The 25,428-nt window shown below is 71.1% G+C and carries 20 protein-coding genes; 9 read left to right on the top strand and 11 right to left on the bottom strand.

Annotation, left to right across the window (positions count from 1 at the left end):
* Positions 1-50: 50 nt before the first annotated feature.
* Entirely contained in the window at positions 51-1,241 is a 1,191-nt protein-coding gene (locus tag ACT53O_RS14745) for a mechanosensitive ion channel family protein (protein ID WP_476153251.1), read from the bottom strand.
* 78 nt (positions 1,242-1,319) lie between these two features.
* The gene (gene aspS, locus ACT53O_RS14740) at positions 1,320-2,660 is read right to left on the bottom strand and encodes an aspartate--tRNA(Asn) ligase (RefSeq protein WP_476153249.1); all 1,341 of its coding nucleotides are present in this window, start codon (positions 2,658-2,660) and stop codon (positions 1,320-1,322) included.
* Between the two features lie 77 nt (positions 2,661-2,737).
* Here aspS and ACT53O_RS14735 point away from each other — a divergent pair, with 77 nt between their 5' ends.
* The 6 genes from ACT53O_RS14735 (at position 2,738) to ccsB (ending at position 8,313) form a co-directional block, all read left to right on the top strand.
* On the top strand, positions 2,738-3,394 hold the full coding sequence (locus ACT53O_RS14735) for a DedA family protein (protein WP_039416486.1): 657 nt from the start codon (positions 2,738-2,740) through the stop codon (positions 3,392-3,394).
* Positions 3,395-3,460: 66 nt separating this feature from the next.
* Positions 3,461-4,090: a histidine phosphatase family protein gene (locus ACT53O_RS14730; RefSeq protein WP_135949872.1), complete on the top strand. Its 630-nt coding sequence runs from the start codon at positions 3,461-3,463 to the stop codon at positions 4,088-4,090.
* Positions 4,087-4,698: a TlpA family protein disulfide reductase gene (locus ACT53O_RS14725; RefSeq protein WP_036317445.1), complete on the top strand. Its 612-nt coding sequence runs from the start codon at positions 4,087-4,089 to the stop codon at positions 4,696-4,698. The genes ACT53O_RS14730 and ACT53O_RS14725 overlap by 4 nt, the downstream gene beginning before the upstream one ends.
* On the top strand, positions 4,695-5,447 hold the full coding sequence (locus tag ACT53O_RS14720; RefSeq protein ID WP_347417706.1) for a cytochrome c biogenesis CcdA family protein: 753 nt from the start codon (positions 4,695-4,697) through the stop codon (positions 5,445-5,447). Before ACT53O_RS14725 ends, ACT53O_RS14720 begins: the two co-directional genes overlap by 4 nt.
* Positions 5,428-7,197 carry a cytochrome c biogenesis protein ResB gene (gene resB, locus ACT53O_RS14715; protein WP_347417705.1) on the top strand — a complete coding sequence of 590 codons (1,770 nt, stop codon included), beginning with the start codon at positions 5,428-5,430 and terminating at the stop codon, positions 7,195-7,197. The genes ACT53O_RS14720 and resB overlap by 20 nt, the downstream gene beginning before the upstream one ends.
* A 39-nt stretch (positions 7,198-7,236) precedes the next feature.
* On the top strand, positions 7,237-8,313 hold the full coding sequence (gene ccsB / locus ACT53O_RS14710; protein WP_036317441.1) for a c-type cytochrome biogenesis protein CcsB: 1,077 nt from the start codon (positions 7,237-7,239) through the stop codon (positions 8,311-8,313).
* A 124-nt stretch (positions 8,314-8,437) separates the two neighbouring features.
* Here ccsB and ACT53O_RS14705 read toward each other — a convergent pair whose 3' ends face one another.
* Complete coding sequence (locus ACT53O_RS14705) at positions 8,438-10,411, bottom strand: YhgE/Pip family protein (protein ID WP_476153245.1); 1,974 nt, start codon at positions 10,409-10,411, stop codon at positions 8,438-8,440.
* Entirely contained in the window at positions 10,408-13,299 is a 2,892-nt protein-coding gene (locus ACT53O_RS14700) for an MMPL family transporter (RefSeq protein WP_476153243.1), read from the bottom strand. The genes ACT53O_RS14705 and ACT53O_RS14700 overlap by 4 nt, the downstream gene beginning before the upstream one ends.
* A 169-nt stretch (positions 13,300-13,468) precedes the next feature.
* Between ACT53O_RS14700 and ACT53O_RS14695 the strand changes: the two genes are divergently transcribed.
* A complete protein-coding gene (locus ACT53O_RS14695; protein WP_036317438.1) occupies positions 13,469-14,128 on the top strand; it encodes a TetR/AcrR family transcriptional regulator in 660 nt (219 codons plus the stop codon).
* A 15-nt stretch (positions 14,129-14,143) separates the two neighbouring features.
* On the opposite strand, the gene ACT53O_RS14690 is transcribed toward ACT53O_RS14695, so the two are convergent.
* Complete coding sequence (locus ACT53O_RS14690) at positions 14,144-15,121, bottom strand: o-succinylbenzoate synthase (RefSeq protein WP_476153241.1); 978 nt, start codon at positions 15,119-15,121, stop codon at positions 14,144-14,146.
* 54 nt (positions 15,122-15,175) lie between these two features.
* On the opposite strand from ACT53O_RS14690, the gene metH reads away from it, so the two are divergent.
* A complete protein-coding gene (metH, locus tag ACT53O_RS14685; protein ID WP_476153239.1) occupies positions 15,176-18,910 on the top strand; it encodes a methionine synthase in 3,735 nt (1,244 codons plus the stop codon).
* Between the two features lie 24 nt (positions 18,911-18,934).
* On the opposite strand, the gene ACT53O_RS14680 is transcribed toward metH, so the two are convergent.
* The 6 genes from ACT53O_RS14680 to ACT53O_RS14655 all read right to left on the bottom strand — a co-directional run bounded on the left by ACT53O_RS14680 (position 18,935) and on the right by ACT53O_RS14655 (position 24,437).
* Positions 18,935-19,498, bottom strand: a complete 564-nt coding sequence (locus ACT53O_RS14680) for a hypothetical protein (protein ID WP_294945018.1) — start codon at positions 19,496-19,498, stop codon at positions 18,935-18,937.
* Between the two features lie 74 nt (positions 19,499-19,572).
* Positions 19,573-19,980: a glucose-6-phosphate dehydrogenase gene (locus ACT53O_RS14675; RefSeq protein ID WP_083867937.1), complete on the bottom strand. Its 408-nt coding sequence runs from the start codon at positions 19,978-19,980 to the stop codon at positions 19,573-19,575.
* 79 nt (positions 19,981-20,059) lie between these two features.
* Complete coding sequence (locus tag ACT53O_RS14670; RefSeq protein ID WP_112931744.1) at positions 20,060-20,413, bottom strand: VOC family protein; 354 nt, start codon at positions 20,411-20,413, stop codon at positions 20,060-20,062.
* Positions 20,413-20,901: a GNAT family N-acetyltransferase gene (locus ACT53O_RS14665; protein WP_476153236.1), complete on the bottom strand. Its 489-nt coding sequence runs from the start codon at positions 20,899-20,901 to the stop codon at positions 20,413-20,415. The genes ACT53O_RS14670 and ACT53O_RS14665 overlap by 1 nt, the downstream gene beginning before the upstream one ends.
* A gap of 9 nt (positions 20,902-20,910) precedes the next feature.
* Positions 20,911-23,841 (bottom strand): ATP-binding cassette domain-containing protein, encoded by a 2,931-nt coding sequence (locus tag ACT53O_RS14660; protein WP_476153234.1) that lies wholly within the window; start codon positions 23,839-23,841, stop codon positions 20,911-20,913.
* Between the two features lie 44 nt (positions 23,842-23,885).
* The gene (locus ACT53O_RS14655; protein WP_476153232.1) at positions 23,886-24,437 is read right to left on the bottom strand and encodes a hypothetical protein; all 552 of its coding nucleotides are present in this window, start codon (positions 24,435-24,437) and stop codon (positions 23,886-23,888) included.
* Positions 24,438-24,506: 69 nt separating this feature from the next.
* Here ACT53O_RS14655 and ACT53O_RS14650 point away from each other — a divergent pair, with 69 nt between their 5' ends.
* Positions 24,507-25,418 (top strand): 1,4-dihydroxy-2-naphthoyl-CoA synthase, encoded by a 912-nt coding sequence (locus tag ACT53O_RS14650; protein ID WP_039416508.1) that lies wholly within the window; start codon positions 24,507-24,509, stop codon positions 25,416-25,418.
* The last annotated feature ends 10 nt before the right edge of the window (positions 25,419-25,428 follow it).

The following is a 25,428-nucleotide window of genomic DNA, read 5'->3' as shown; positions in this document are numbered from 1 at the left end:
CCGCATCCGTCGCGCGGCATGCGACACCCGCGGCGCGCTGTCGACGATCGTCACCCAGGGTGCTCGGAATCGTCGCCGGTGCCGGAGACGATGGGGATCGCCTGCGTGAACGCCCGGGCGCGCTCCTCCGCCTCGGGGGAGCCGGTGAACAGTCCGGTCGATCCCGTGTCGACGGCGGCGTCGTCGTGTACCGATGCGGGTCGCAGGGCCTCGGCATCCTGGATCAGCACGCGCTGCACGGGGATGGCTCCGGGTGTTTCGCGGTGCACCCAGTCGACGAGGTGCTCGCGCACGTAGCAGCGCAGGTCGAACAGCGTCGGCGCGTCGACCGCCGTGACGAGCACCCGCACCCGGACGAATCCGTTCGTCGCATCGGTGACCTGCAGAACCGAGGCGCGCCGGTCCCACAGCGGGGTCTGCTCGAGAACCCGCGCGAGTTCCTCGCGCATGCGCCCCGGCGATACGCGCCAGTCGAGGTCGAGCTCGACCGAGCCGAGCAGTTCGCTGCCGGTGCGCGTCCAGTTCTGGAATGGCTTGGTGGTGAAGTACGTGCAGGGCAGGACGAGGCGGCGGTCGTCCCAGATGTCGACGACGACGTAGCTGAGCGTGATCTCCCCGATCCGACCCCACTCGCCCTCCACCACGACGACGTCGTCCACGCGCAGGGCGTCGCTGAAGACGAGCTGCACGCCGGCGAAGATGTTGGCCAGCACCGACTGCGCGGCCAGGCCCGCGACGACGGACGCGATGCCGGCCGAGGCGAGCAGGCTCGCCCCGACGGTGCGGACGGCGGGGAAGGTGAGGAGCATCGCACCGATCGCGATGATGACGATCAACGCGATCGCCAGCCGGCGAAGGATGAGCACCTGGGTTCTGATCCGGCGGGCGACCCGGTTGTTCGGGACGTCGATGCGGTAGCGGCCCAGCGCCAGGTCGCCGGCGAAGGCGACCAGTCCGGCGAGCAGCCAGGCGCTGGCGAGGATCGCGGCGATCGTGAACAGCTGGCTGAGCAGCGGCATCCACGGGGCGTCTCCCGGAACGACCACCGCGACCGCGATCCACACTGCGACCACCAGGATGAGCACGCGGAACGGTCGCCGCCCGTGACGGATGAGGCGCGTCGGCCAGTCGGCGCGCCGCGCCATGAGGCGAACGATCAGCGTGGTCGCGACGGTGAACAGCAACGCCGCGACCACCGCGATGGCCACCGCGATGGCGAGTTCGAGCCAGTTGTCCCACATGGCGGTCTCCTTCGGCGGGGGAGCATCCAGGCTAGGCGCGGCCCCCGGGTACGAAGCAACTCCGGCTCGGACTCCCGGTCAGGGAGCCAGTCGCGTCGGCCCGCGGAAGAGGAAGGTGACCTCACGGATGGAATCCTGGCCGAGCATGAGCATCAGCACGCGCGCGAGACCCATGCCGAAGCCGCCGTGGGGCGGGATGCCGTAGCGGAAGAAGTCGAGGTAGTGCTCGAGCCCTTCCAGCGACAGGCCCTTCTCGAGCGCCTGCGCCTCCAGCACGTCGATGCGGTGCTCGCGCTGCGCGCCGGTCGTGATCTCGGTGCCCTGGAACAGCAGGTCGTAGCTGTTGGTGAGCCCGGTCTCGGGGTTGCGCATGTGGTAGAACGGGCGGATCTCGGGGTGGTAGTCGGTGATGAACACGAACTGGTGCCCGAAGGTCTCCCGCACATGCGCCGAGATCTGGCGCTCGCCCTCGGGGTCGAGGTCGCCGTCGGTGCGGGGGATGTCGTAGCCGCGGGCCTTCACGATCTCGCGGGCTTCGGCCAGCGGGATGCGCGGGAAGGGGAGCGTCGGCACGACGACGTCGATGCCGAACAGCTCGGCGATCTCGTCGCCGTGCTTGTCCTTGACGGCCTGGAAGGCGGCGGCAAGGAGCTCCTCCTGCATCGCCGCGACGTCCTCGTACGAGTCGATCCAGCTGATCTCGGCGTCGATCGAGGTGAACTCGGTCGCGTGGCGGCTGGTGAAGCTGGGGTCGGCGCGGAAGACGTCGCCGATCTCGAACACCTTGCCGAAGCCGGCGGCCTGTGCCATCTGCTTGAAGTGCTGCGGGCTCTGCGCGAGGTAGGCGGTCTGCTCTCCGAAGTACTCCAGGGCGAACAGCTCGGCGTTGCCCTCGGCGGGAGTCGACATGAGCTTGGGGGAGTGGATCTCGACGTAGTCGCGCTCGATCCAGTACGAGCGCATCGCGTGCTCGAGCGTCGTCTGGATACGGAAGACGAGGTTGTTGCGACGCTGGCGCAGGTCGATGAAACGCCAGTCCATGCGCTTGTCGAGGCCGCTGTCGGCGGCGATCGGCGTCTCGGGCAGGGCCGCGGCGGCGATGTCGAGGGTGGCGATCTTGATCTCGACGCCGCCGAGTTTGACGCGCTCGTCGTGCTTGAGCTCGCCGGTGACGGTGAGGAAGGTGCCGGTCGACAACTCGGAGATGAGGGCCGTGAGCGCGAGGGCCGCGGCATCCTGTTCGGCGCCATCGGGGTCGGGGCGCGTCGCCGGGTTGACGAGCTGGACCGCGCCGGTCTCGTCGCGCAGGATGACGAACTGCACCTTCTTCTGATCGCGGACGGTCTCCACCCATCCGGACACCGTGACGGTGCCGTCTTCGCGGGACTGCAGCTGGCTGACGAGGGTGCGTTCACTCACGAGGCACAAGTCTACGTGGAGCCCCGCACCCGGCATCCGTCCAGGCAACGGTCACCACTGCTCGCTACCGTCGAGCTATGGCGATGGCATCCGACGGCTCCTGGCTCACCGCGCTCGTCGATGCCGTCGTCGGCCTCATGAACCTCATCGGCGCGCCGGGCGCAGGGCTGGCGATCGCGCTCGAGAACCTGTTCCCGCCGCTGCCCAGCGAGGTCATCCTGCCGATGGCGGGCCTGGCCGCCGCCCGCGGCTCGTTCTCACTGTTCGAGGCGCTGGCGTGGACCACCGCCGGCTCGGTCGCGGGCGCCTTCGCGCTCTACGCTCTGGGCGCGTGGCTCGGCATCGATCGCCTCCGCGCGCTCGTGCGACGGATGCCGCTGCTCAAGGTCGAGGACGTCGACCGCACCGTCGCCTGGTTCCAGCGGCACGGGGGCAAGGCCGTCTTCTTCGGGCGCATGCTGCCGATCTTCCGGAGCCTCATCTCGATCCCTGCGGGCGTCACGCGCATGCCGCTGTGGCGCTTCGGCCTGCTGACCTTGGCGGGATCGTTCATCTGGAACGCCGTCTTCGTCCTCTCCGGCTATCTGCTGGGCGATCAGTGGCACATCGTCGAGGAGTACGCGGGTGTGCTGCAGTACGCGGTGATCGCGGTCGCGGCGACGGCCCTCGTCTGGTTCACCGTGAACCGCGTGCGCCAGCTGCGCGGCGCATCGGCCGACAGCGACCCGGCCTGACACGGAGCCCCCGGGGCGGTTCCGCTCTCAGCCCGGCCACAGATGTGCCCCGCGTAGACTGGCGGGGTGCCCGCTGACCGCCTCCACCTCGTGCGCCACGGCGAGGTCCACAATCCCGGGCGGGTGCTGTATGGGCGACTTCCGAACTTCCGGTTGAGTGCCGCCGGGCGTGAGATGGCTCGCAGCGCCGCCGCCCACCTGCAGGGATCGGGCCGGCCGGTGAGCGCCCTCTACGCCTCGCCGCTGCAGCGCACCCAGGAGTCGGCGGAGCCTTTCGCCGAGGCCTTCGCGCTCGATCCGATCATCGACGAGCGCGTCATCGAGCCGACCAACGTCTTCGAGGGCAAGCGCATGACGCGCGCGGTGCTCAACCCCCTCAACTGGCGGTATCTCGCGCGTCCCGAGATCCCCAGCTGGGGCGAGCCGTATGCGCAGGTCGTCGCCCGCATGGATGCCGCGATGAGCGAAGCCTGGAACGACGCCGACGGTGGCGACGTCGTCATCGTCTCCCATCAGCTGCCGATCTGGGTCACGCATCTCTCGGTGGCCGCTCAGCCGCTGCGTCACGATCCGCGCAAGCGCCGCTGCGCCCTGTCGAGCATCACGAGTTTCGAACGCGCCGGCGGCCGCTGGCGCGAAGTCGACTACGTCGAGCCGGCCACGACGGCTCACGCGGTGGATGTGGGAGCGGTATGAAGCATCGGACGACCGCGCGGCTGGCGGCATCCCTTCTCGCCCTGGCGCTCGGCGCGGGCTTGGCGGGATGCAGCAGCGCTAATGACGACCTCGCGAACCAGTACAAGCAGGGCGACGGCAAGGGCTACATCTCCGGCGACGGCAGTGTGCAGGAGATCGCGCCCGGCGACCGCGGCGGTGCGGTCTCGTTCAGCGGCACCGCGGTCGACGGGGCCACGGTGACGAACGCCGACTACGCCGACAAGGTGCTGGTCCTCAACTTCTGGTACGCCAACTGCGGCCCCTGCCGCGCGGAGGCGCCGACGCTCGAGAGCACCTACCAGGCGGTACAGCCGGCTGGCGCCGAGTTCCTCGGCGTGAACATCTACGACGGCCCCGAGGGCGCGAAGGCGTTCGACGAGAAGTACAACATCACCTACCCGTCGCTGCTCGCCAAGGACGACGCCGACCTCAAGCTCGCGTTCGCGTCGTGGACCCCGCTGCAGTCCGTGCCGATCACCCTCGTGCTCGATCGGCAAGGCCGCGTCGCGGCGCGATTCATCGGCCGCGTCGAGAGCGAGTCGATCCTCAAGACGATCATCAACGACGTCGTCGCGGAGACCACGTGAGCGACGTCGTCTTCAGCGGCGCGCTCTGGCTCGCGATCCCCATCGCGATGCTCGCGGGTCTCGTGTCGTTCCTGTCGCCGTGCGTGCTGCCGCTCGTGCCCGGCTACCTCGGGTTCCTCGGCGGCGCCTCCGCGGGAGCCGGCAGCCGCAGCGGTCGTCCGACGCGCACCGGCCGCGGCCGGTTGCTGCTGGGGGTGGCGCTGTTCATCGCCGGATTCACGGTCGTCTTCGTCGCGATGGGGGTGCTCGCTGGAACCCTCGGCCGCTTCTTCCTGCAGTACGGCGAGGTGCTCACGCGCGTGCTGGGCGTCGTCGTGATCATCATGGGCCTCGTCTTCCTCGGGCTGTTCGGCTTCGCGCAGCGCACGATGAAGCCGCAGGTGCGCAGCGGTCTGGGACTGGTCGGCGCGCCGCTGCTGGGCGTGGCGATGGGCATCGGCTGGGCGCCGTGCATCGGCCCGACCTACGCGGCGATCCTCTCGATCTCCCTCACCCAGGCCGACCCGACCCGCGCGGTGCTGCTCGCCGTCGCGTACTCGCTGGGACTCGGCATCCCGTTCCTGCTGCTCGCGGTGGGCTTCGGCTGGGCGACCCGCTCGGTGGCGTTCCTGCGTCGCCACATCCGCGTCGTCAACATCATCGGCGGCGTGCTTCTGATCGTGCTCGGGCTGCTCATGGTCACCGGGCTCTGGACCGCGGCGATGTCGCAGCTCACGGGGGTGATCGGCGGTGTCGAACTCCCGCTCTGACGGCACGGGCACCAGCGATCCGCTGCGTCCGGCCGACCACGCGGATGCCGCGACGCCCGCCGCCGCCATCGCCCAGCCGCAGCTGGGCCTGATCGGCTGGCTGCGGTGGGGCTGGCGGCAGCTGACGAGCATGCGCACGGCGCTCGTGCTGCTGCTGCTGCTCGCGATCGCGGCGATTCCGGGTTCGATCGTGCCCCAGCGCACCGCCGACCCCAACGGCGTGCTGCAGTACAAGACCGACAACCCGGGCCTGTTCCCGATCCTCGACGGTCTGCAGCTGTTCGACGTGTACTCGTCGGTGTGGTTCTCGGCGATCTACATCCTGCTGTTCATCTCGCTGATCGGCTGCGTGATCCCGCGCACCAAGCACCACTTCAACGCGCTGCGTGCCCGCCCGCCGCGCACGCCCGCGCGCCTCTCGCGCCTGGACGATCACGCCGAGGCGGAGCGCATCGTCGCTCCGGGGCAGGATGCCGAGGCGGCCGCCGTCGCCGCGGTCGAGCTCGCCCAGGCCCAGCTGCGCAAGGCCGGCTACCGCGTCGAGCGCTATGACACCGCCGCGACGGCGAAGCGGCCCGCGACGGCATCCGTGTCGGCCGAACGCGGCTACGCCCGTGAGACCGGCAACCTCGTCTTCCATGCCGCGCTCGTCGGCGTGCTCATCTCGGTCGGTGTCGGCGGGGGGCTCACCTATACGGGCCAGACCGTCATCGTCGAAGGCGACAGCTTCGTCAACTCCCTCGGGCTCGGCTACACCTCGTTCAACCCCGGTCGCTTCGTCGACACGAACGCGCTGCCGCCGTATTCGCTCACCCTCGACAGCTTCGACGTGAATTACGTGCCCATCGGGCAGGCCGGTCAGGGGCAGGCCGGGGACTTCGCCGCGAACCTCACCACCCGCGAGCCGGGACACGACCCGCAGCAGCAGACCGTGCGGGTCAACCACCCGATCGACATGGCCGGCGACCGCGTCTACCTCATGGGCAACGGCTACGCGCCGACCATCACGGTGCGAAACCCGGCGGGCGACGTCGTGCTGCACGAGGACGTCGAGTTCCTGCCGCAGGGCGCGACGATGACCTCGCTCGGGGTCATCAAGGTTCCCGACGGGCTGTCGCAGCAGGTCGGTCTCGTCGGGTTCTTCTATCCGACGGCGGTCAAGATGGACACCGGTGCGCTGACGTCGTACTATCCGTCGCTGGCGAACCCCGTGCTCACCCTCGACGTGTACACGGGCGACCTCGGCATCGACGACGGCACGCCCCGCAACGTCTACGCGCTGGATGTCAGCGGCATGACGCAGCTGACGGGCCGCAAGATCGACGTCCCCTCGCTCGAGCTCGCACCGGGGCAGACCGTCGATCTGCCGAACGGTCTCGGCACGATCACGTTCGACGACGCGACCGCCAGTGGAGCCCGCGAGCAGGTCAAGCGCTACGTGTCGCTGTCGATCCACCGCGACGTCGGCGCGCCGTGGGTGCTCGGATTCGCGATCGTCGCCCTGACGGGACTGCTCGCGGCGCTGTTCATCCCGCGCCGGCGCATGTGGGTGAAGGCCACACCGGGTGACGGTGTGGTGCACCTCGAGTACGCCGGTCTCGCCCGCGGCGAGGACCCCGCGATCGCGGTCGCCGTCGCCGACCTCGTCCGCGACCACGGCACGGCAATGGACGCCGCGGGCACGGCCGGGTCGGCGGGCGACGCGGTCGCGGCATCCGAGGGTCGGGCTGGCGGCCCCGGCCGGTCGTGACCGGTCCGGCCCACAGCACGCCGACGTAGACTGATCGTCATGCCCGACGGCCTCCCTCTCGACGAAATCTCCCGGCTCCTCGTCTGGACCGCGGTCGCGATCTACGCGCTCGCGTTCATCGCCTACGCGATCGACCTCGGACGCCGCTCCGACATCGCCATCCAGCAGAAGGATGCCGCGAAGCAGCGCGAGCTGGTCGGCGCGGTCGCGGGCGTCTCGGCATCCGGGTCGACCGCGCTCGGCGGGTCTCTCGATGAGATGCGGGCCGAGCAGCAGGCGGCCAAGGCGGAGCTGGAGGCGCCGCTGGCTCGTCGCACGCGATACCTGTGGGCGCGCATCGGCACGTCGCTGACGGTGCTCGGCTTCCTCTTCCACGTCGCCGGCGACGTGCTGCGCGGCGTCGCCTCGGGCCGCGTGCCGTGGTCGAACATGTACGAGTTCGCCCTCACCGGCACGATGCTGATCGTCGCCGTCTACCTGGTCGTGCTGTTCAAGTACGACCTGCGCTTCCTCGGCACCTTCATCACCGGGCTCGTCGTCGTGCTGCTCGGCGGCACCGTGATCTGGTTCTACACGGCGGTCGTTCCCCTCTCGGATCCGCTGAAGAGCGTGTGGCTCGTGATCCACGTGTTCGTGGCGTCACTCGCGACGGCCCTGTTCGCGCTTGCCTTCGCGCTGTCGGTGCTGCAGCTGATGCAGACACGCCGGGAGCGGCTGGCGATCGCGGCGTTGTCCGCATCGGACGAGGCCGTCGCCGCCGCGCCGCGCCGCCGCGGCCTGCGCTTCCTGCGGACGCTGCCGGCCGGCGACGTCCTGGAGGCGCTGGCCTACCGCTTCACGATCATCGGCTTCATCTTCTGGACCTTTACCCTCATCGCCGGATCGATCTGGGCCAACGACGCGTGGGGACGCTACTGGGGCTTCGACACGAAGGAAGTGTGGACCTTCGTCATCTGGGTGCTCTACGCCGGTTACATCCACGCGCGGGCGACCCGCGGCTGGCGAGGCACCCGTTCGGCGTGGCTGTCCATCGTCGGCTTCGCCGCGGTGATGTTCAACTTCACGATCGTGAACCTGTTCTTCAAGGGCCTGCACGTCTACAGCGGCCTCAACTGAGCCCGCGCCGCGGGCGCCCGGACGGAGACGTCCGCCCGGTCGCCGGGCCGGTGTGAGCTGCAGAAAACGGCTCGCGCTGCGGATGTTGTCGCAGCGCGAGCCGTTTTGTGGCGCGCGGGCGGGGTCAGGCCAGGGCGGGGGATGCCGCGAACAGCGCCCGGGTGTTCGCCGTCCGGCGGCGGGTCACCGCGATCGTCGTGGCGACGAACGCCAGTGCCGCCCACGCGATCATGCCGGCGAGTCCCGCACCGAGGCCGCCGGCGGGAGTGATCGCCGCCAGCAGTGCGGTGTAGGCAGGGGCGGTGGGCATGACTCCCGCAATGGAGGCGAGCACGCCGGGGATCGTCGAAACGATCCCGGTCGCCACCGCGAGCACCCCGACGAGCGTCGAGATCCAGCGGCCGGCGCCCCCGAAGACCGCGACCAGCGCCTGGTTGACCGCCGCGAACGAGACACCGGCGACGACGGCGAGGCCGGCGAACGCGAACCAGGTGCCGGCGTCGTAGTTCGCCGCGATCTGGGCGACCCCCGCGACGAGCAGGCCCTGGGCTGCTCCGATGCCGGCGGCCGGGGCGAGGCTGCGCAGCGCCAGGAGCACTGACGGCCGCCGCGAGCTCAGCGCGTGCCGCGGCACGGCCTGAAGCGCGATGAACGACCCGAGGCCTCCGAACCACAGCGCGAGCATCGCCAGGAGCGGGATCGCGGAGGCACCGAAGAGGTTGGTGCCGATGCCGTCCGCGCTCACCGGGTTCGCGACGACCTTGGCGGTCGCATCGGCCTGCTGCTGCGAGTACGTCGGGATCTGCGACACCGCCGAGTCCAGACCCTGCGCCAGCGAGCTGGACCCGGCGGCGAGCTGGTTCACGCCGGTGCTGAGCTGGCTCGCACCGTCGGCGAGCTGCGTGGCGCCGTCGGCGAGCTGCGAGGCGCCCGTGGACAGTCCGGTGGCGCCGGTGGCCGCCTGGCCGATGCCGCCCGCGAGCTGGCTGAGGCCGGACTGCAAGGACTGCGCACCGCCGGCGAGCTGGTTCACTCCCTTGACCGTCTCGGGGACGGCTTCGTTCTTCAGGCCGTTCGCGTACCCCGCCGCGTAGCCCGCGTTGGTTGCCGATTGCGTGACACCGTCGGTCAATGAGCTCAGCGCGACGCAGACGGCACCCTGTTCCGGCGTCGTCGGCGTCTGCGGTGGGATGCAGTGGTTCGCGACGAGCAGCTCCTGGTAGGTGCCCGCGAGCTTCTGGGTCGCGGACGCTGCCGCCGACGCGTACTGCGCCGTGGTCGACACCGTGCCGCCGAAAGTGTTCGGAGCCGTGGAGGTGAACTGCGCGGACAGCTGTGTCAGCCCATCGGCGAGCTGGCCGGCTCCCGCCGCGGAATCGTTGGCGCCGGTCGTCAGCTTGTCGAGCCCCGACGACAGCTCGCTCGCCCCGGTGCCGAGCTGCCCCGCGCCCGAGGCGAGCGCGGTGGCACCGCCGGGCAGCTGTGCGGCGCCGGTGGCCGCCTGCTGCGCGCCGCTCGCGAGCTGGTCGGCGCCGCTGGCGGCCTGGCCGAGCTGGTCGTGCAGGTTCGTGAACCCCATGAGCACATTCGTCAGGTACTGCTCGGAGACGGCGCTGCCGAACACGGATGCCGCCGTCTGCGTGATCGTCGCGGTGATCGCTGCGTCGACGACGCGGCCGTCCGGCGCGGTCTGCACCTGGATGGTGGCCTTCTCGGGCGTCTTGCCCGGTGCGGTCGAGGTCGCCGCGGCGGAGAAGTTCTCCGGAATCGTGATCACGGCGTCATAGCTGCCGTCGGCGAGGCCCGTGGCCGCATCGTCGGTGTTCGAGATCACCCAGTCGAGGTTGCTGGGCACATCGGGGGAGCCCTCCACCAGGCCGGCGGTGAGCTGGCGCCCCAACGGCGCGGTCTGCCCGTTGATCGTGACCGGCTTGTCGTTGTTGACGATCGCGGCGCGGACATTGTCGAGACGCTCGGTGGGGTTGTAGAGCGCCGCGAGCAGGATGCCGCCGATCAGCACGGGCAGCAGGAGCACCCCGAGCAGGGTGAGCCAGGTGACGGGGCGACGGGAGCGGGCGCGTTCGAGGGAGAGAGTCATGCGGAGATCACCTGCGTGGGAGAGTCGGCGGTGCCGGTGGTGAGCGCCAGTGCGGTCACGCTCTGGCGATGGGCGTCGGCGAGCACGTCGAGGGCGGGGCCCTCGCGACGGGCGGAGGCGACGATGGTGAGCGGATGGGTCGGAGCGCCGCCACGGGCGGTGCGGGCTGCGGCGCGCTCCTGCGCATCGCGCAGCAGCGCGGCGGCCTGATCGCGATCGGCTCCGGTCAGGGTGTCGAGACCGTCGATGGCGACCATGGTGGTTCCGCCGGCGAGCGCTCGCCGCAGCTCCGTGAGGGGCGCGGCGGCACCGTCGAGCAGCGCGACGCCGACGTGCGCGCGCACCCAGGCGCCGCGTCCGGGCAGCAGGTGGCCCGCGACACGCAGGCGCCCCTCGCTGGGATCGACCCGACCGGCGACGGTGAGGACGAAGGCGCGACCGGCGCGCGGGTCGGCCGCGGTCGCCAGGAGCGTGCCGCCCTGCTCGAGCCGGATGGACTCGGCGTGGAAGAGCGTGATGTCACCGACGCCCGAGCCGCCCTCGACGCGCACGGACAGCTCGTCCGCTGCCAGCGCGCCGGTGTAGCCGGGCTCCGGCCACGCGGTCAGGGCGAGCTCGCGCTCGACGGCCTCGCCCTCGATGTCGAAGTGCGGCAGTGCGCGGTCGAGCCACCTCGGCATCCACCAGGCCTTCTCGCCCAGCAGCGCCATGATGGCCGGCCCGAGCGTCATGCGCACCAGGAAGGCGTCGACGGCGATGCCGACGGCGAGCCCGAGCGCGATCGGTTTGATCGACGTATCGCCTTCGGGAATGAAGGCGGCGAAGACCGCGAACATGATGACCGCGGCGGCCGTCACCACGCGCGCCGACGCCGTGAACCCGCTGCGCACGGCGCCGACGGCCGTCTGCCGATCGGCTCGTCCGCCGCGAGCGCGGCGGGTGTGCACGTAGTCCTCACGCATGCGCGAGACGAGGAACACTTCGTAGTCCATGGCGAGCCCGAACAGCACGCCCATGAGGATGATCGGCATGAAGCTGATCACCGGCCCGGTCCGCGTGACGTGCAGCGCGTCGGCCAGCCAGCCCCACTCGAACACCGCCGCGACGGCGCCGAAGGCGGCGAGGATCGACAGCAGGTAGCCGAGGGTCGCCTTCAGCGGCACCCAGATCGAGCGGAACACGATCATCAGCAGGATGAACGACAGGCCGACCACGAACAGGCCGAACGGCACCAGGGCGGCGCCCAGACGGTCGGAGATGTCGATCGCGATCGCCGTGAAGCCGGTGACCTTGAGGTCGATGCCGTACTTCTGCAGCCATTCGTCGTGGTGGGCACGCAGCTCTCGCACGAGGTCGGCCGTCTGCGGGGCATCCGGTGCCGTGGTCGGCACGATCTGGACGAGTCCGGTGTCGGCGGTCTGGTTCGGGGTCGCGAGGGCGACCGTCTTCACGCCCGGGATCTTCTCGACGTCGGCCTTCAGGTCGGCCATGAGCGTCAACGGGTCGGTCGAGGTGACGATCGTGCCGGTGAGGATGAGCGGCCCGTTGGCACCCGGGCCGAAGTGCTCGGCGGTCAGGTCGTAGGCCTGTCGCGCCTCGCTCGACGGCGGCTGCATGCCGGCGTTCGGCAGCGCGAGCTGCAGGCTCGATGCGGGAATCGCCGCGACGCCGAGCACCACGATCACCGACAGGGCGCTGACCACCGGATGCCGGGTGACGAGCGCCACCCACGGGTTCGTCTTCTTCGGCGCTGCCGAGGCCACCGGTGCGGCGCTGTCCTCGGCATCCTCGCGCGTACGCGCCGCGCGGCGACTCCGTCCGAGCGGGATGCCGCGCCCCAGACCCCGCGGCCACCCGGCGACACGGCCCTTGGCGAAGCCGAGGAGGGCGGGCGTGAGGGTGACCGCGACCGCGACGGCGACGGCGACGGCGCCCGCGGCCGCCAGGCCCATCGTGGTGAGGAAGGGGATGCCGGCAAAACCCAGACCGACGAGGGCGATCAGCACCGTGACGCCGGCGAACATGACGGCGGAACCGGCGGTGCCGGTCGCGCGTGCGGCGGACTCCTCCGGGTCGATTCCGGCGCGCACCTGGTCCTGATGTCGCGCCACGATGAACAGCGCGTAGTCGATGCCGACGGCCAATCCGAGCATGATCGCGAGCATCGGAGTGGTGGAGGAGACCGTCGCAAAGGCCGTCGAGGCGAAGATCAGTACGACGGAGAGGATCACGCCGATGATCGCGCTGACGAGGGGGAACCAGGCGACGGCGAGGGATCGGAACGTGACGATGAGGACGAACAGCGCCACGAGCACGCCGATGATCTCCGTCACCGACAGGCTGGGCAGCGAGGTCGAGAACAGGTCACCACCGACCACGACCGTCGACCCCGCGGGGAGGGCTGCGCCGAGACTCGTGGCCATGTCCTGCAAGGCGGTCTTCGTGGCGGCGGGGACGTTGGTGACGGTGCCCTCGAACTGCAGGCGGATGAGCGCGGCCTGGCCGTCGTCGCTGACCATGCCGGTCACGTTCTTGTTGAACGGATCGGTGACCGCCAGCACCCCGTCGAGCTTTCCGAGATCCGTGACGGCGGTCGCGATCTGGCCGCTGTAGGGCTCGTCGTCGACGTGTTGACCGGGCGCCGCCACGATCACGTACTGCGCGCTGGTGCCGGCTGCCTGGGGGAAGGTGCGGTTGAGGAGCTCCAGGCCTTCCTGGCCCTCCGTCCCCGGAATGGAGAAGGAGTTGTCGAACCCCTTCACGGCGCCCGTGGCGACACCCACCCCGACGGCACCGCCGATCACGCCGAGCAGCAGCAGCCACGACACGAGGACGCGCCAGGAGTGGCGGTACGACCAGCGGCCGAGCGAAAACAGAAGTGTGGACACGGGGTGCTCCGGTTCAGACGTTCGGGACAGTGACGGACAGGGAATGTTCGATACACCGCTGTATCCGATACACAGATGTATCCTAAGAGCAGGGATTCGCGCAATCCTGAGCACTCGATGTGAACTGAGACGCGACAACGGCGGCGGCGCCGTTGTCGAGGGAGGGACCGTGACCGACATCGCCGACCGCACGGATGCCGCCCGCCCGCCCAGCCAGCGCCGGGAGCAGACTCGCGCTCGACTGCTGGATGCCGCTCACGAGGTCTTCTCGGAGGTGGGCATGGATGCCGCTTCGGTGGAGGCGATCTGCGAGCGGGCCGGCTTCACGCGCGGCGCGTTCTACTCCAACTTCGAGACGAAGGACGAGCTGTTCCTGGCGCTCGTCACGCGACTGTCGGACGCCAAGCTGGACGCGGTGGAGAGTCGCGTGCAGCGCCTCTCCGCGGATGGCCAGATCGACATCTCCGATCTCGTCGGTCATCTCGGAGCCCCGTTCGGCGAGGAGATGGATCCGCACCTGCTGACCGAGATCCGCGCGCAGGCTCTGCGTGACCAGCGTCTGGCCGAGGCCTTCCTCACCCTGCAGCGCCGCGTGCTCGAACGCATCGAGGGCTTTCTGCAGCACATCGTCGCGACCTACGGTCTCACCCTGCGGATGCCGGTGCGCGACGCGGCGCGCGTGCTCCTCGATGTCTCGAACGAGACCTGCACGACGGCGACGCTGGAGGGCAAGTCCTCCGACAGCATCACGGACGACCTGCGTCGCCGGATCGAAGCCCTGGTGCCGGCGCTCGTCTCCGACGGCGGCGCGGCCGCGTTCCGCTCCTAGCGGCTCCTCGACCTCCTAGAGCTGTGCGGCGCAGCGCTCGAGCCGCTCGAGCCACCAGGCGCGACGGTCGGCGGATGCCGCGTGGCGGGCCAGAAGCGCGGCATCCGGTGTCACCCGCCCGACCGGCAGGCTGCCGTCGACGGGCCGCAGGGGCGCGCGCGTGACGTCGGCCGCGAGCAGAGATGCCGTGCCGAGGCCGCAGTCGTAGGGGAGATCCGGCAGGGCGGCGGCGAGGGCTGCCCCCATCGCGAGTCCGACGCTCGTATCGAGGGCGCTGGAGACCACGGCGGCAAGCCCCGCCTCGTCGACGATCGACAGGGCGCGGGCGACGCCGCCGAGCGGCTGCGCCTTGACGACGAGGAGGTCGGCTGCCCCGGCGCGCGCGACGGCCAGCGGATCGGCGGCCTTGCGTACGGATTCGTCGGCGGCGATGGGCAGGTCCCAGTCGGCGAGGCGTTCGCGCAGCTCGGCGAGGTCGTCCACGGACGGGCACGGCTGCTCGAGGTACTCAAGATCGAACTCCGCCAAGGCGTGGGCCGCGTGTTCGGCTTCATCGACGTTCCAGCCCCCGTTCGCGTCGATCCTCACCCGACCCTCGGGCCCCATGGCCGCCCGCACCGCGCGGACCCGCGCGACATCGTCGGCGAGCGTCTGTCCGGTCTCTGCGACCTTGACCTTCGCCGTGCGGCACCCGTCGAAGCGGGCGAGAACACTCGGCACGTCATCGGCGGCCACGGCAGGCACGGTCGCGTTCACCGGCACGCGATCGCGCACCGGCGCGGGCTGGCGATGCCAGCCGTAGTCGATCGCGGCCGCCAGCCAGACGGCGGCCTCCGCGTCGTCGTACTCGAGGAACGGTGAGAACTCCGTCCAGCCTTCGGGGCCTTCGAACAGCACCGCCTCGCGGTGCTCGACGCCACGGAAGCGTGTGACGAGGGGCAGCGAGACGACGTGCGCCGTGGCGAGGAGATCGGCGACGCGGGGCAGACTCATGCCCCTATCCTGCCGCGCCGCGCCGGTGCCGGACAGCCGTGGGACAATCGGGCGGTGACCGCCTCCCTCGCGCCCACCGGCCGCTTCGCGCTCGACATCGACGGAGTGCCCCGCACCGCTCGCGCGCAGGCGCTGCTGGGCGCCCTGTCGGAGCGGGTGGTCATCGCCGACGGTGCGATGGGAACCATGCTGCAGCGCCACGAGTTGCAGGTCGACACCGACTTCCAGGGGCTCGAGGGCTGCAACGAGATCCTCAACGTCACGCGGCCCGACGTGGTCGGCGAGATCCACGACGCCTACTTCGCCGTCGGCGTGGATGCCGTGGAGACGAACACGTTCGGTGCGAACTGGTCGAACCTGTCCGACTACGGCATCGACGACCGCATCGCGGAGCTCGCTGCCGCCGGCGCGCGGATCGCGCGGGAACGCGCCGAGGCTGCCGAGAGCGCCGACGGTCGCATGCGCTGGGTGCTCGGGTCGATGGGCCCGGGCACGAAGCTGCCGAGCCTCGGGCACACGACCTACGCACACCTCAAGGAGACCTTTGCGCTGCAGGCGGAGGGCCTCATCGACGGGGGAGCCGATGCCTTCCTCGTCGAGACCAGCCAGGACCTCCTGCAGACGAAGGCGGCGATCAACGGCTGCAAGCAGGCGATCGTGGGCCGCGGCATCCGTCTGCCGATCTTCGTCGAGGTGACGGTCGAGACCACCGGCACCATGCTCATGGGTTCGGAGATCGGTGCGGCGCTCACCGCACTGGAGCCGCTCGGCGTCGATGCGATCGGCCTGAACTGTGCGACGGGCCCCGCCGAGATGAGCGAGCACCTGCGCCACCTGTCGAAGTACTCGTCGGTGACGATCGCGTGCATGCCCAACGCGGGGCTCCCGGTGCTCACCGCCGACGGCGCCCACTATCCCCTGACGCCCGCGGAACTCGCGAGCGCGCACGAGCAGTTCGTCCGCGAGTTCGGCATCGGCCTCATCGGTGGCTGCTGCGGCACCACGCCCGAGCACCTGGCCGCGGTCGTGGAGCGGGTGGGCCGGCTCTCCGTGGCGACCCGCCGCCCTGACCGCGAGACACCGCCCGGGCACCGAGACACCGCCCGGGCACCGGTGTCTCGGCGCGAGAACGGTGTCTCGCTGACACCGGCGATCGAGACGGAGCCCGGCGTCGCGTCGCTGTATCAGCACGTGCCGTTCCGGCAGGATGCCAGCTACCTCGCGATCGGGGAGCGGACCAACGCGAACGGGTCGAAGGCTTTCCGCGAAGCGATGCTCGAGGCTCGGTGGGACGACTGCGTCGAGATCGCACGCGGGCAGATCCGCGTCGGTGCGCACCTGCTCGACGTGTGCGTCGACTACGTCGGCCGCGACGGCGTTGCGGACATCCGCGAGGTCGTGTCGCGGTTCGCCTCGGCATCCACTCTTCCTCTCGTGATCGACTCGACCGAGCCGGCCGTCATCCAGGCGGGCCTCGAGCTGATCGGCGGCCGGCCCGTCGTCAATTCCGTGAACTACGAGGACGGCGACGGCCCGGCATCCCGCTTCGGGCGCATCATGCCGCTCGTCAAGGAGCACGGCACCGCCGTGATCGCGCTGACCATCGACGAGCAGGGTCAGGCGCGCACGGCCGAAGACAAGCTGCGCATCGCGTCGCGCCTCGTCGACGAGCTCGTCGGCGAGTGGGGCATGCGGGTCGAAGACATCATCGTCGACTGCCTCACCTTTCCCATCGCGACCGGTCAGGAGGAGACCCGCCGCGACGCCATCGAGACGATCGAGGCGATCCGGGCCCTCGTCGCGAAGTACCCCGGCATCAACACGACGCTCGGCGTCTCGAACGTCTCGTTCGGTCTCAACCCCGCCGCCCGCTCTGTGCTGAACTCGGTGTTCCTGCACGAGGCGACGCAGGCGGGGCTGACCAGCGGCATCATCGACGCCGCGAAGATCGTGCCGCTGGCCTCGCTCCCCGACGAGCAGCGCGCGGTCGCGCTGGACCTCGTCTGGGATCGGCGCGAATGGGATGCCGACGGCACCCTCACCTACGATCCGCTCGCGACGATGCTCGACCTGTTCGCCGGGGTCGACACCGCGGCCCTGCGCGACCAGCGCGCCGCCGAGCTGGCCGCCCTGCCGGTGGGCGCGCGGCTGGAGCGCCGCATCATCGACGGCGAGTTGAAAGGGCTCGAGGCCGACCTCGATCTGGCGCGCGCGGGCGGTCCGGAGGCGCCCGCCCTCACGCCGCTGCAGATCATCAACGACCACCTGCTGGAGGGCATGAAGGTCGTCGGCGAACGGTTCGGGTCGGGGCAGATGCAGCTGCCGTTCGTGCTGCAGTCCGCCGAGGTCATGAAGACCGCGGTCGCCCTGCTCGAGCCGCACATGGAGAAGACCGACGAGGCCGGCAAGGGCACGATCGTGCTGGCGACCGTGCGCGGCGACGTGCACGACATCGGCAAGAACCTCGTCGACATCATCCTCACCAACAACGGCTACACCGTCATCAACCTCGGCATCAAGCAGCCGATCGCCGACATCATCGCCGCCGCCGAGGAGCACGACGCCGACGTCATCGGCATGAGCGGCCTGCTCGTGAAGTCCACCGTCGTGATGAAGGAGAACCTCGAGGAGCTCATGGCCCGAGGCCTCGGCACGAGGTGGCCGGTGATCCTCGGCGGCGCGGCTCTCACCCGCGCATACGTCGAGCAGGACCTCGCCGAACTGTTCGAGGGCGAAGTGCGCTACGCGAAGGATGCGTTCGAGGGGCTCGCCCTCATGGAGCCGCTCGTGCGCGTCGCGCGCGGCGAGGCTCCGGATGCCGTCGGCCTGCCGCCGCTGAAGAAGCGCATCCACGCCGCGGGGTCACGACTGACCCTCACCGAGCCCGAGGCGATGCCGGCGCGGTCGGACGTGGCATCTGACAACCCGGTGCCCGCACCGCCCTTCTGGGGCACGCGCATCGTCCGCGGTATCGCGCTCGCCGACTACGCCGCGTTCCTCGACGAGCGGGCGACCTTCATGGGGCAGTGGGGGCTCAGGCCCGGACGCGGCGAGGGCGCACTGTCGTACGAGCAGCTCGTCGAGACCGAGGGGCGCCCGCGGCTGCGGTACTGGCTCGACCGGATCCTCGCCGAGCGCATGCTCGACGCCTCGGTTGCCTACGGGTATTTCCCCGTCGTGTCGGAGGGTGATGACATCGTGGTGCTCCACCACGGCGACGACCCGTCGGGTGTGCTGGGGAGAGCGGGGCTGCTCGCACCCGACGGCGGCTCGGGCGGCATACTCGGAACCGACCGCCTGCGCTTCCACTTCCCGCGGCAGCGGCGCGACCGCCACCTGAACCTCGCTGACTTCGTGCGCGCGCGCGAGTCGGGCCAGGTCGACGTCCTGCCCGTGCAGCTCGTGACCGCCGGCGGGGCGATCGACGCCGTGACCGCGAAGCTGTTCGCCGAAGACCGCTATCGCGACTACTACGAGCTCAACGGCTTGGTCATGCAGCTGACCGAGGCGCTCGCCGAGTTCTGGCACGCCCGCATCCGCGCCGAGCTCGGCTTCGCCGCGGAGGACCCCACCGACACCGCCGGCCTCTTCGCGCTCGACTACCGCGGCGCGCGGTTCTCGCTCGGCTACCCGGCGTGCCCCGACATGGAGGATCGCCGCAAGGTCGTGGAACTGCTGCGTCCGGAGCGCATGGGCGTCGAACTCAGCGACGAGCTGCAGCTGCACCCCGAGCAGTCCACCGACGCGTTCGTCTTCCACCACCCCGAAGCGAAGTATTTCTCGGTCTGAGGCGGCCGCGGCATCCGTCGATGCTCAGGTCGGCGGTAGGGCGGCGACGTGGGCCGAGATGCGGCCGAAAACCGCCTGATGAGCGGCGTACGAGGCACGCCAATCGCCCGGGATCAGCAGGCCGTGGTCGGCGTCGGCGATCTCGGTGACGGCAGCTCGTGTGCCGGCGATGAGGTCTCGGCGCCACGCGGTATCCGCGGTTCCCGCCACGACGAGATGATCCTCGGATGCCGCACCCAGCGCATCCGCGACGACGTCGTGACGCACCAGCGGCGTCAGCCAGATGCCCGGGATGCCGGCGGCGATCGTCAGGGGCGCGGCGAAAGTGCCGAGCGACTTGGCGACGACGAGGTCGGGGACGCCCTCGAGCACTGCCGTCACCTCTGCCCAGGCTCCGTGGAGGCACACCGCCGGATCTTCGGCCGCGGCATCCGTCCACTCGACGGCGTAGACGTCCCACCCCTCCTCGGCGAGCAGCAATCCGCTCCAGGACAGCAGGGGCGCCTGCGCCGTGTATCCGCGCCCGGGCAGCAGGGCGGCTCTGCGCGCGCCATCCATGGCCGGGGTGAGGCGGTGCAGGACGACCATGCCGCGATGCTAGCGGCTGGCGCCGGCGACGCGTTGCCGGCTCCGACGGCGAAGCAGGGGATGGTCGCCAGGCGTCAGCTGACGCGAGCGCCGCACATGCCACAGACTCCTGTGGCGGGAACCTGCACGAAGCAGTCGGGGCAGAGTACGGCCTCGCGCTCGGGGATGATCGGGGCGGGTGCCTTGCGCGGCGCAGCAGAACCGGCGGCAGCCCGCGTGCGGCGAGCGCGTTCGGGCGCCGCCGCGGCGGCCGGCGCCATCTTCGCGGCCGGCTTGTGATCGGCGCAGTAGAAGCGCACGAAACCGGCCGGGTTGGTCGGATGCCGGTGCTTCACCACCCACAGCGCCTCGCGCGGCCACGGCTCGCTCGTGGGACCGCAGCCGGAGCACCGCGTGGCATCGCCGGGCACGGCCTCCGCTGCGGAAACCGGCAGCTCGAAGGGGAGGGCATCGCGCCAGTCCGAGGAGTTCCTGATCTGCACGATTCGTCCTTCCGGCGGCATCCTCGGGTGGATCACGCCGTGCCCCATTCTCCCACGCCGCGTGGATGCCCGTCCCCGCCTAACCGGCCGCGACGACGCAGAAGCGGTTGCCTTCGGGGTCCTCCATGATGACGTAGTCGGCATCCGGCGGTTGCTTGTCCCAGTGCACCCGACGGGCCCCGAGCGCTTCGAGTCGGCGCACCTCGGCATCCTGATCATCCGCGTAGAGATCGAGATGAATGCGCGGCGGCAGCACGCGCGGAGCCGCGACGGCGTCGAGCGACACGTTGACGCCGGCGCCGTCGCGCGGATGCAGCAGTGCGAAGTCGTCGCCGACGGGCTCGCGCGCCGCGTAGTCGAGTGCCGCCGTCCAGAAGGCGATCTCTCGCGCCAGATCATCGACGCGGATCACCACCGACCCGACGGTGAGCATCAGTCGCGGCCTCCGTTGCGCGCCGTGGTCGTCAAAGCCTCGGCCGGGTCGCCCAGGGGTTCCAGGAGGCAGTCGTAGCGCTGCCGCGTCGGCCAGCGCGGGTCGCCGGGCGCGTCGGAGACGACGAAGCCGAGGCGACGGTAGAAGTCGACGGCGTCGTCATCGGTGCTCGCATAGAGGGGTCGCGTCGGGTCGGCGCGGCGCGCGGCATCCACGAGACGAGAGCCGAGCCCGGTTCCGCGTGCCTCGTGTGCGACGGCGATGTAGTGCAGCTCCGCGCGATCTGCGCCGTGCGCGTCGGCGCCGAACGCGGCGAAGCCGAGCACCCGGCCGTCCTCGACCGTCCCGACCACGGTCATCGTGGGCAGTTCGACGTCGCGAATGCGGATGAGGGCGTCGGTGTCGACTCCTGCGGCCTCCCAGAGCAGGGCGAGGAATGCGTCGGCGGCGATCTCGTCGGCCGTCAAAGGGCGCATCGTTGCGGTCATGATTCGACTCTAGCGAGCGCACTCCGAGGGCTCGCGCCGGTGGGGGGGCGGCGATGGTGCGGCGGCCACCGGCTTGGCCCGGCGTAGGGATCGCAGCACGGCGCGACCGACGAGACAGATGCCGATGATGGTGGTGAGCGCGCGCACCGTGTCCCAACTGAGAGTCGAGGTCACGAGCGAGTAGACGAGGAAGGCGCCCATGTTCTGCGGCAGCGGCGCCCCGGGAACATACGAGATCGATGTTCCACCACCGACGGCGAACGGCCAGAACCACATGTTCATGATGAGTCCGAACGCGTACGCGGCGGCGACGCCGTATCCCATGAGCATCGCGATCTCCGCCCCGCCGCGCACCCGGCGCGGCAGGAGGCCCGCGCCAGCCGCAACCCACGCGCACGCGAACATCTGGAACGGCAGCCATGGTCCGACGCCTCCCCACAGCAACGCCGACAGCCCCACGGATGCCGCACCCAGCAGCAGCCCGAAACGGGCGCCGTACGCGCGCCCGGCGAGGATGAGAAGCACGAACAGCGCCTCCACGCCGCCGACACCGGTGCTCGCGATGCGCACGGCTGCCCCGATGGCGGCGAGCACTGCCAGCAGTGCCAGCGTCTGGGCGGAGCGGACCGTCGTGTCGAGCGCCGCGAGGGTGGCGAGCGCGGCCAGGGGCGCGAGAGCCAGCGCGATCGGCCCGACGGCAGCCTGCGCCTGTGCGGGGAGGGCGGTCGCGGCGAGCGGCCACAGGAACGCGGCGGCGGCGAGAACGTTCGCCGCGACCAGCGCGACGGTCAGCGCGGGGCGTGGCCGCGGTGCCCGGGCGGTGGTCTGCGCTCGTGTGTTCCGAACTCCTCCGATCTCGTCCGGTTCGGCGGCTGTGGCCGCCTCCGTGGGCTGCGTGCGCGCGGAGTGGAGGAGTTCGGCACGCGGCTGATGCGTCGCGCCGCGGTCTGCGCCCGGCGCGGCGGCGGGGGCCGCGGCGGCGGTGGCGGGGGTGGCGGGGGCGGTGGTGGTGCCCGCGGCGGATAGGCGACCGGCGTCCATGCCGAGCGCCACGTCGGCGCGGGAGATCACCGCGGCGTCATGGGTCGCGACGAGCACGGCGGTCCCGGCCGCCGCGATGCGCGTGACGGCAGCATCGACCATCCGCCGGGCGTCGGGGTCGAGTCCGCGCGTCGGTTCGTCGACCAGCAGCACCCGGGGGCGCGTCGCCGTCTGGATCGCGAGCGCCAGGCACCGCCGCTGGCCCGCGGACAGGTCGCGCGGATGCCGAGGCCCCAGCAGTCGGGCCTGCTCGTCGCGTCCGAGCAGCGCGGCGACGCGGGCGACGGTGGTCCCGACCGGCAGGTGCGCCCGCCGGTCGGCGCGGCGACATTCCGCGGCCACCGTGTCGCGCACGAACAGCGCGTCGGCGTCGTCGGGCACCAGCCGCACGTCGCGAGCGTGCTCGCCGGTCGCGAGGGCGACCAGAAGGCTCGACTTGCCGGCTCCGTTGGGCCCGACCAGCGCCACCACCTCGCCCGGGTGCAGCGTCACGGCGACATCGTCGACGGCCAGGCGCTGCCCGTAGCGGACGGTCACCCGCGTCGAGAGCGCCGGTTCACAACTCCGGAGATCCGCTGCGGTCGCTGCCCGCGACGGCTCTTCGGTGGGGAGGGGAGGCGGAAACTCCGGAGTTGTGAACGGCGAGGGTCGGGTGGTGACGGTCGCGGGTGCCGCCTCGGCTGCCGCCGCGACGTGCAACCACGTGTCGGCAACGCCGGCGAGCTCGGCGCCGCGGTGCTCGGCGACGATGACGCACATGCCGGCCTCGTGCGCCAGCGCGCCCAACAGCGTCACGATCCGGGCACGCGCGGAGCGGTCGAGGTCGGCGAGCGGCTCGTCCACGAGCAGCAGCACCGGCTGCTCGACGATGGCGGCGGCGATGGCGACGAGGCTCGCCTGGCCGGCGGAGAGCTCCCGCAGCCGCCGATCGAGCAGCGCCGCGATGCCGAGACGGTCGGCGACGTCGCGAACACGCTCGTCGACGAGCACGCGGGCGAGCCCGCGCAGCTCCAGCGCCAGCCCGATCTCATCGCGTACGTTCGTCGTCACGAACCCGGCGCGGGCGTTCTGCAGCACCACGCCGACGAGCCGCGACAGGTCCCGCGGCGGGGTGTCGGCGCGATCGTGCCCCGCGATCGACAGGCCGCCGTCGAGCCACCCGCCGTCGAGATGGGTGTGCAGCCCGCTCAGGGCGCGCAGCAGGGTGGTCTTGCCCGAGCCGGTGGCGCCGGTGAGCACCGTCAGCGAGCCGGTGCGGATGCCGTCGCTCACCGCATCCGCCCCGACGCTCGACCCGTCGATCGTCACGACGGTGTCGTCACCGAACCCGAGCGCGAGAGGTCCGTGCGCGATCGGAGATCGGCAGTCGCCCTCGAGCCCGCGCCCGGCGTAACCGCGAAGCTCCAGAGACGCACCGACCGCGGTGGCGCGCTCCATCGTCACCTCGAGCGCCGGCGCGAGCGTGCGCAGACCGGCGCCGAACCCGCGCTCGCCGCGCAGACGCTGCGCCCTCCGCGCCGTGCGTGCCGCATCGGCGAGCGACGGAAGCGCGGCCCACGCGATCGACAGTGCCCGCGCGAGTCCCTGGAAGGGACCACGTCGCGCGCCGCGCGCGAGCAGTCGCGGCAGGTCGAGCAGCGCACTGAGCATCCCGAAGGCGAGGATGGTCAGTGCGATCGGGAGTGCGCCGACGACAGCCGCCGTCAGCCCGTCGGCCGTCACCGGGCCGAACATACGAACGTGGGCGAGCGGCGGTGCCAGGGGCCACACCGGCAGCGGCAGCAGCACCGCGCCGGTGCCGTCCACGCCGTGGAAGAGCACCCGGTACACGACCCGGACCGCCACGAAGCCGACCGCCAGAGCGAGGGCGGCGCGCAGGGGACCGGGGCGGAAGCTCACGCGCCGAGATTACGCGCGTCGGCAGCGATCAGCGGCAGTGGTGCTCACGCCGCCGGTGCCGCGGGGGCGCCGTCGAGGGTGAACAGCAACTCGACGCTCTCACCCGGCTGTGCCGTCAGCGTCGACAGGCCCTCCTGCGCATAGTCCCAGGCTCCGCCGGCCGGCTTGGTCCACAGCGCCCAGTAGGCGAACGCCGCGGGCATGGCGTCGCACTTCTCGATGTACGCCGGGTCCTGCGCCGATCCCACCGGCTCGGATGCCGAGGGCAGCCCGTTGACGCGGCAGACGACCTGATCGCCGTACTGCTTCGTTCCGTCGATGGTCAGCCCCGCGGCGGCGAGGACGTCGGCGACCGCGACCTTCTCGGTGGTGACGTAGCACCAGGCCTGCGAGGACCCGCCCTTCAGCGCGGAGGAGTCGACGGCGAGCGTGACGCCCGCTCCCGCCGCGCAGTCGCCCGCCATGGTCAGCGACGCGACGGTGTCGTCGGTCGGCGTCGGCGATGCGCTCGTGCCGTCGGTCGACGCACAGGCGGACAGGCCGAGCGCGAGGGTGCCGGCGGCGAGCAGGGTCAGGATGCGGTGGGGCGACGTCACCGCTCCAGCGTAGGGGGAGCGGCAGGTACGGCCGGGCCGGATCGCGGCGCCCGCGCGTAGGCTGGGCGGGTGACCGAGTCCTTCGTCTCTGAGCTGTTCGATCCCGCGGAATGGCTGCCCGCCCCGGGTGCGGATGCCTACACCGATGTCACCGCGCACGTCTCGCGCGACGGTCGCATCGCGCGTATCGCGTTCGACCGTCCCGAGGTGCGAAACGCTTTCCGCCCGCACACCGTCGACGAGCTGTACCGCGCTCTCGACATCGCCCGTCAGGACCCGCGCATCGGGGTCGTGCTCCTGACGGGGAACGGCCCGAGCCCGAAGGACGGCGGTTGGGCGTTCTGCTCGGGCGGTGATCAGCGCATTCGCGGACGTGACGGCTACACCTACGCCGCCGATGACGCGACGGCGCCCGATCCTGCCCGTGCGGGTCGTCTGCACATCCTCGAGGTGCAGCGCCTCATCCGCTTCATGCCGAAGGTCGTCATCGCGGTGATCCCCGGGTGGGCGGCGGGCGGAGGGCACTCGCTGCACATCGTGTGCGACCTGTCGATCGCGAGCGCCGAGCACGGCCGTTTCAAGCAGACGGATGCCGATGTCGGATCGTTCGACGCGGGCTACGGCTCGGCGTACATGGCTCGCCAGGTCGGCCAGAAGATCGCCCGCGAGGTCTTCTTCCTCGCCGAGGAGTACTCGGCCGCCCGTGCCTATGAGATGGGCGCGGTCAATCGCGTCGTGGCGCACGCCGAGCTCGAGCGCGAAGCGATCGCGATGGCGCGGACGATCCTCGGCAAGTCGCCGACGGCGATCCGCATGCTGAAGTTCGCGTTCAACGCGATCGATGACGGAATGGTCGGTCAGCAGGTGTTCGCGGGCGAGGCGACCCGTCTCGCGTACGGCACCGACGAAGCCGTCGAAGGCCGCGACGCGTTCTTGCAGAAGCGCGACCCCGACTGGTCGCCGTACCCGTACCACTACTGACCTTCCCGGA

This window comes from Microbacterium sp. DMC48 (assembly GCF_056313825.1).
Note: the sequence above shows the minus strand (reverse complement) of the source record. Positions and strands in the feature narration are given on the sequence as shown.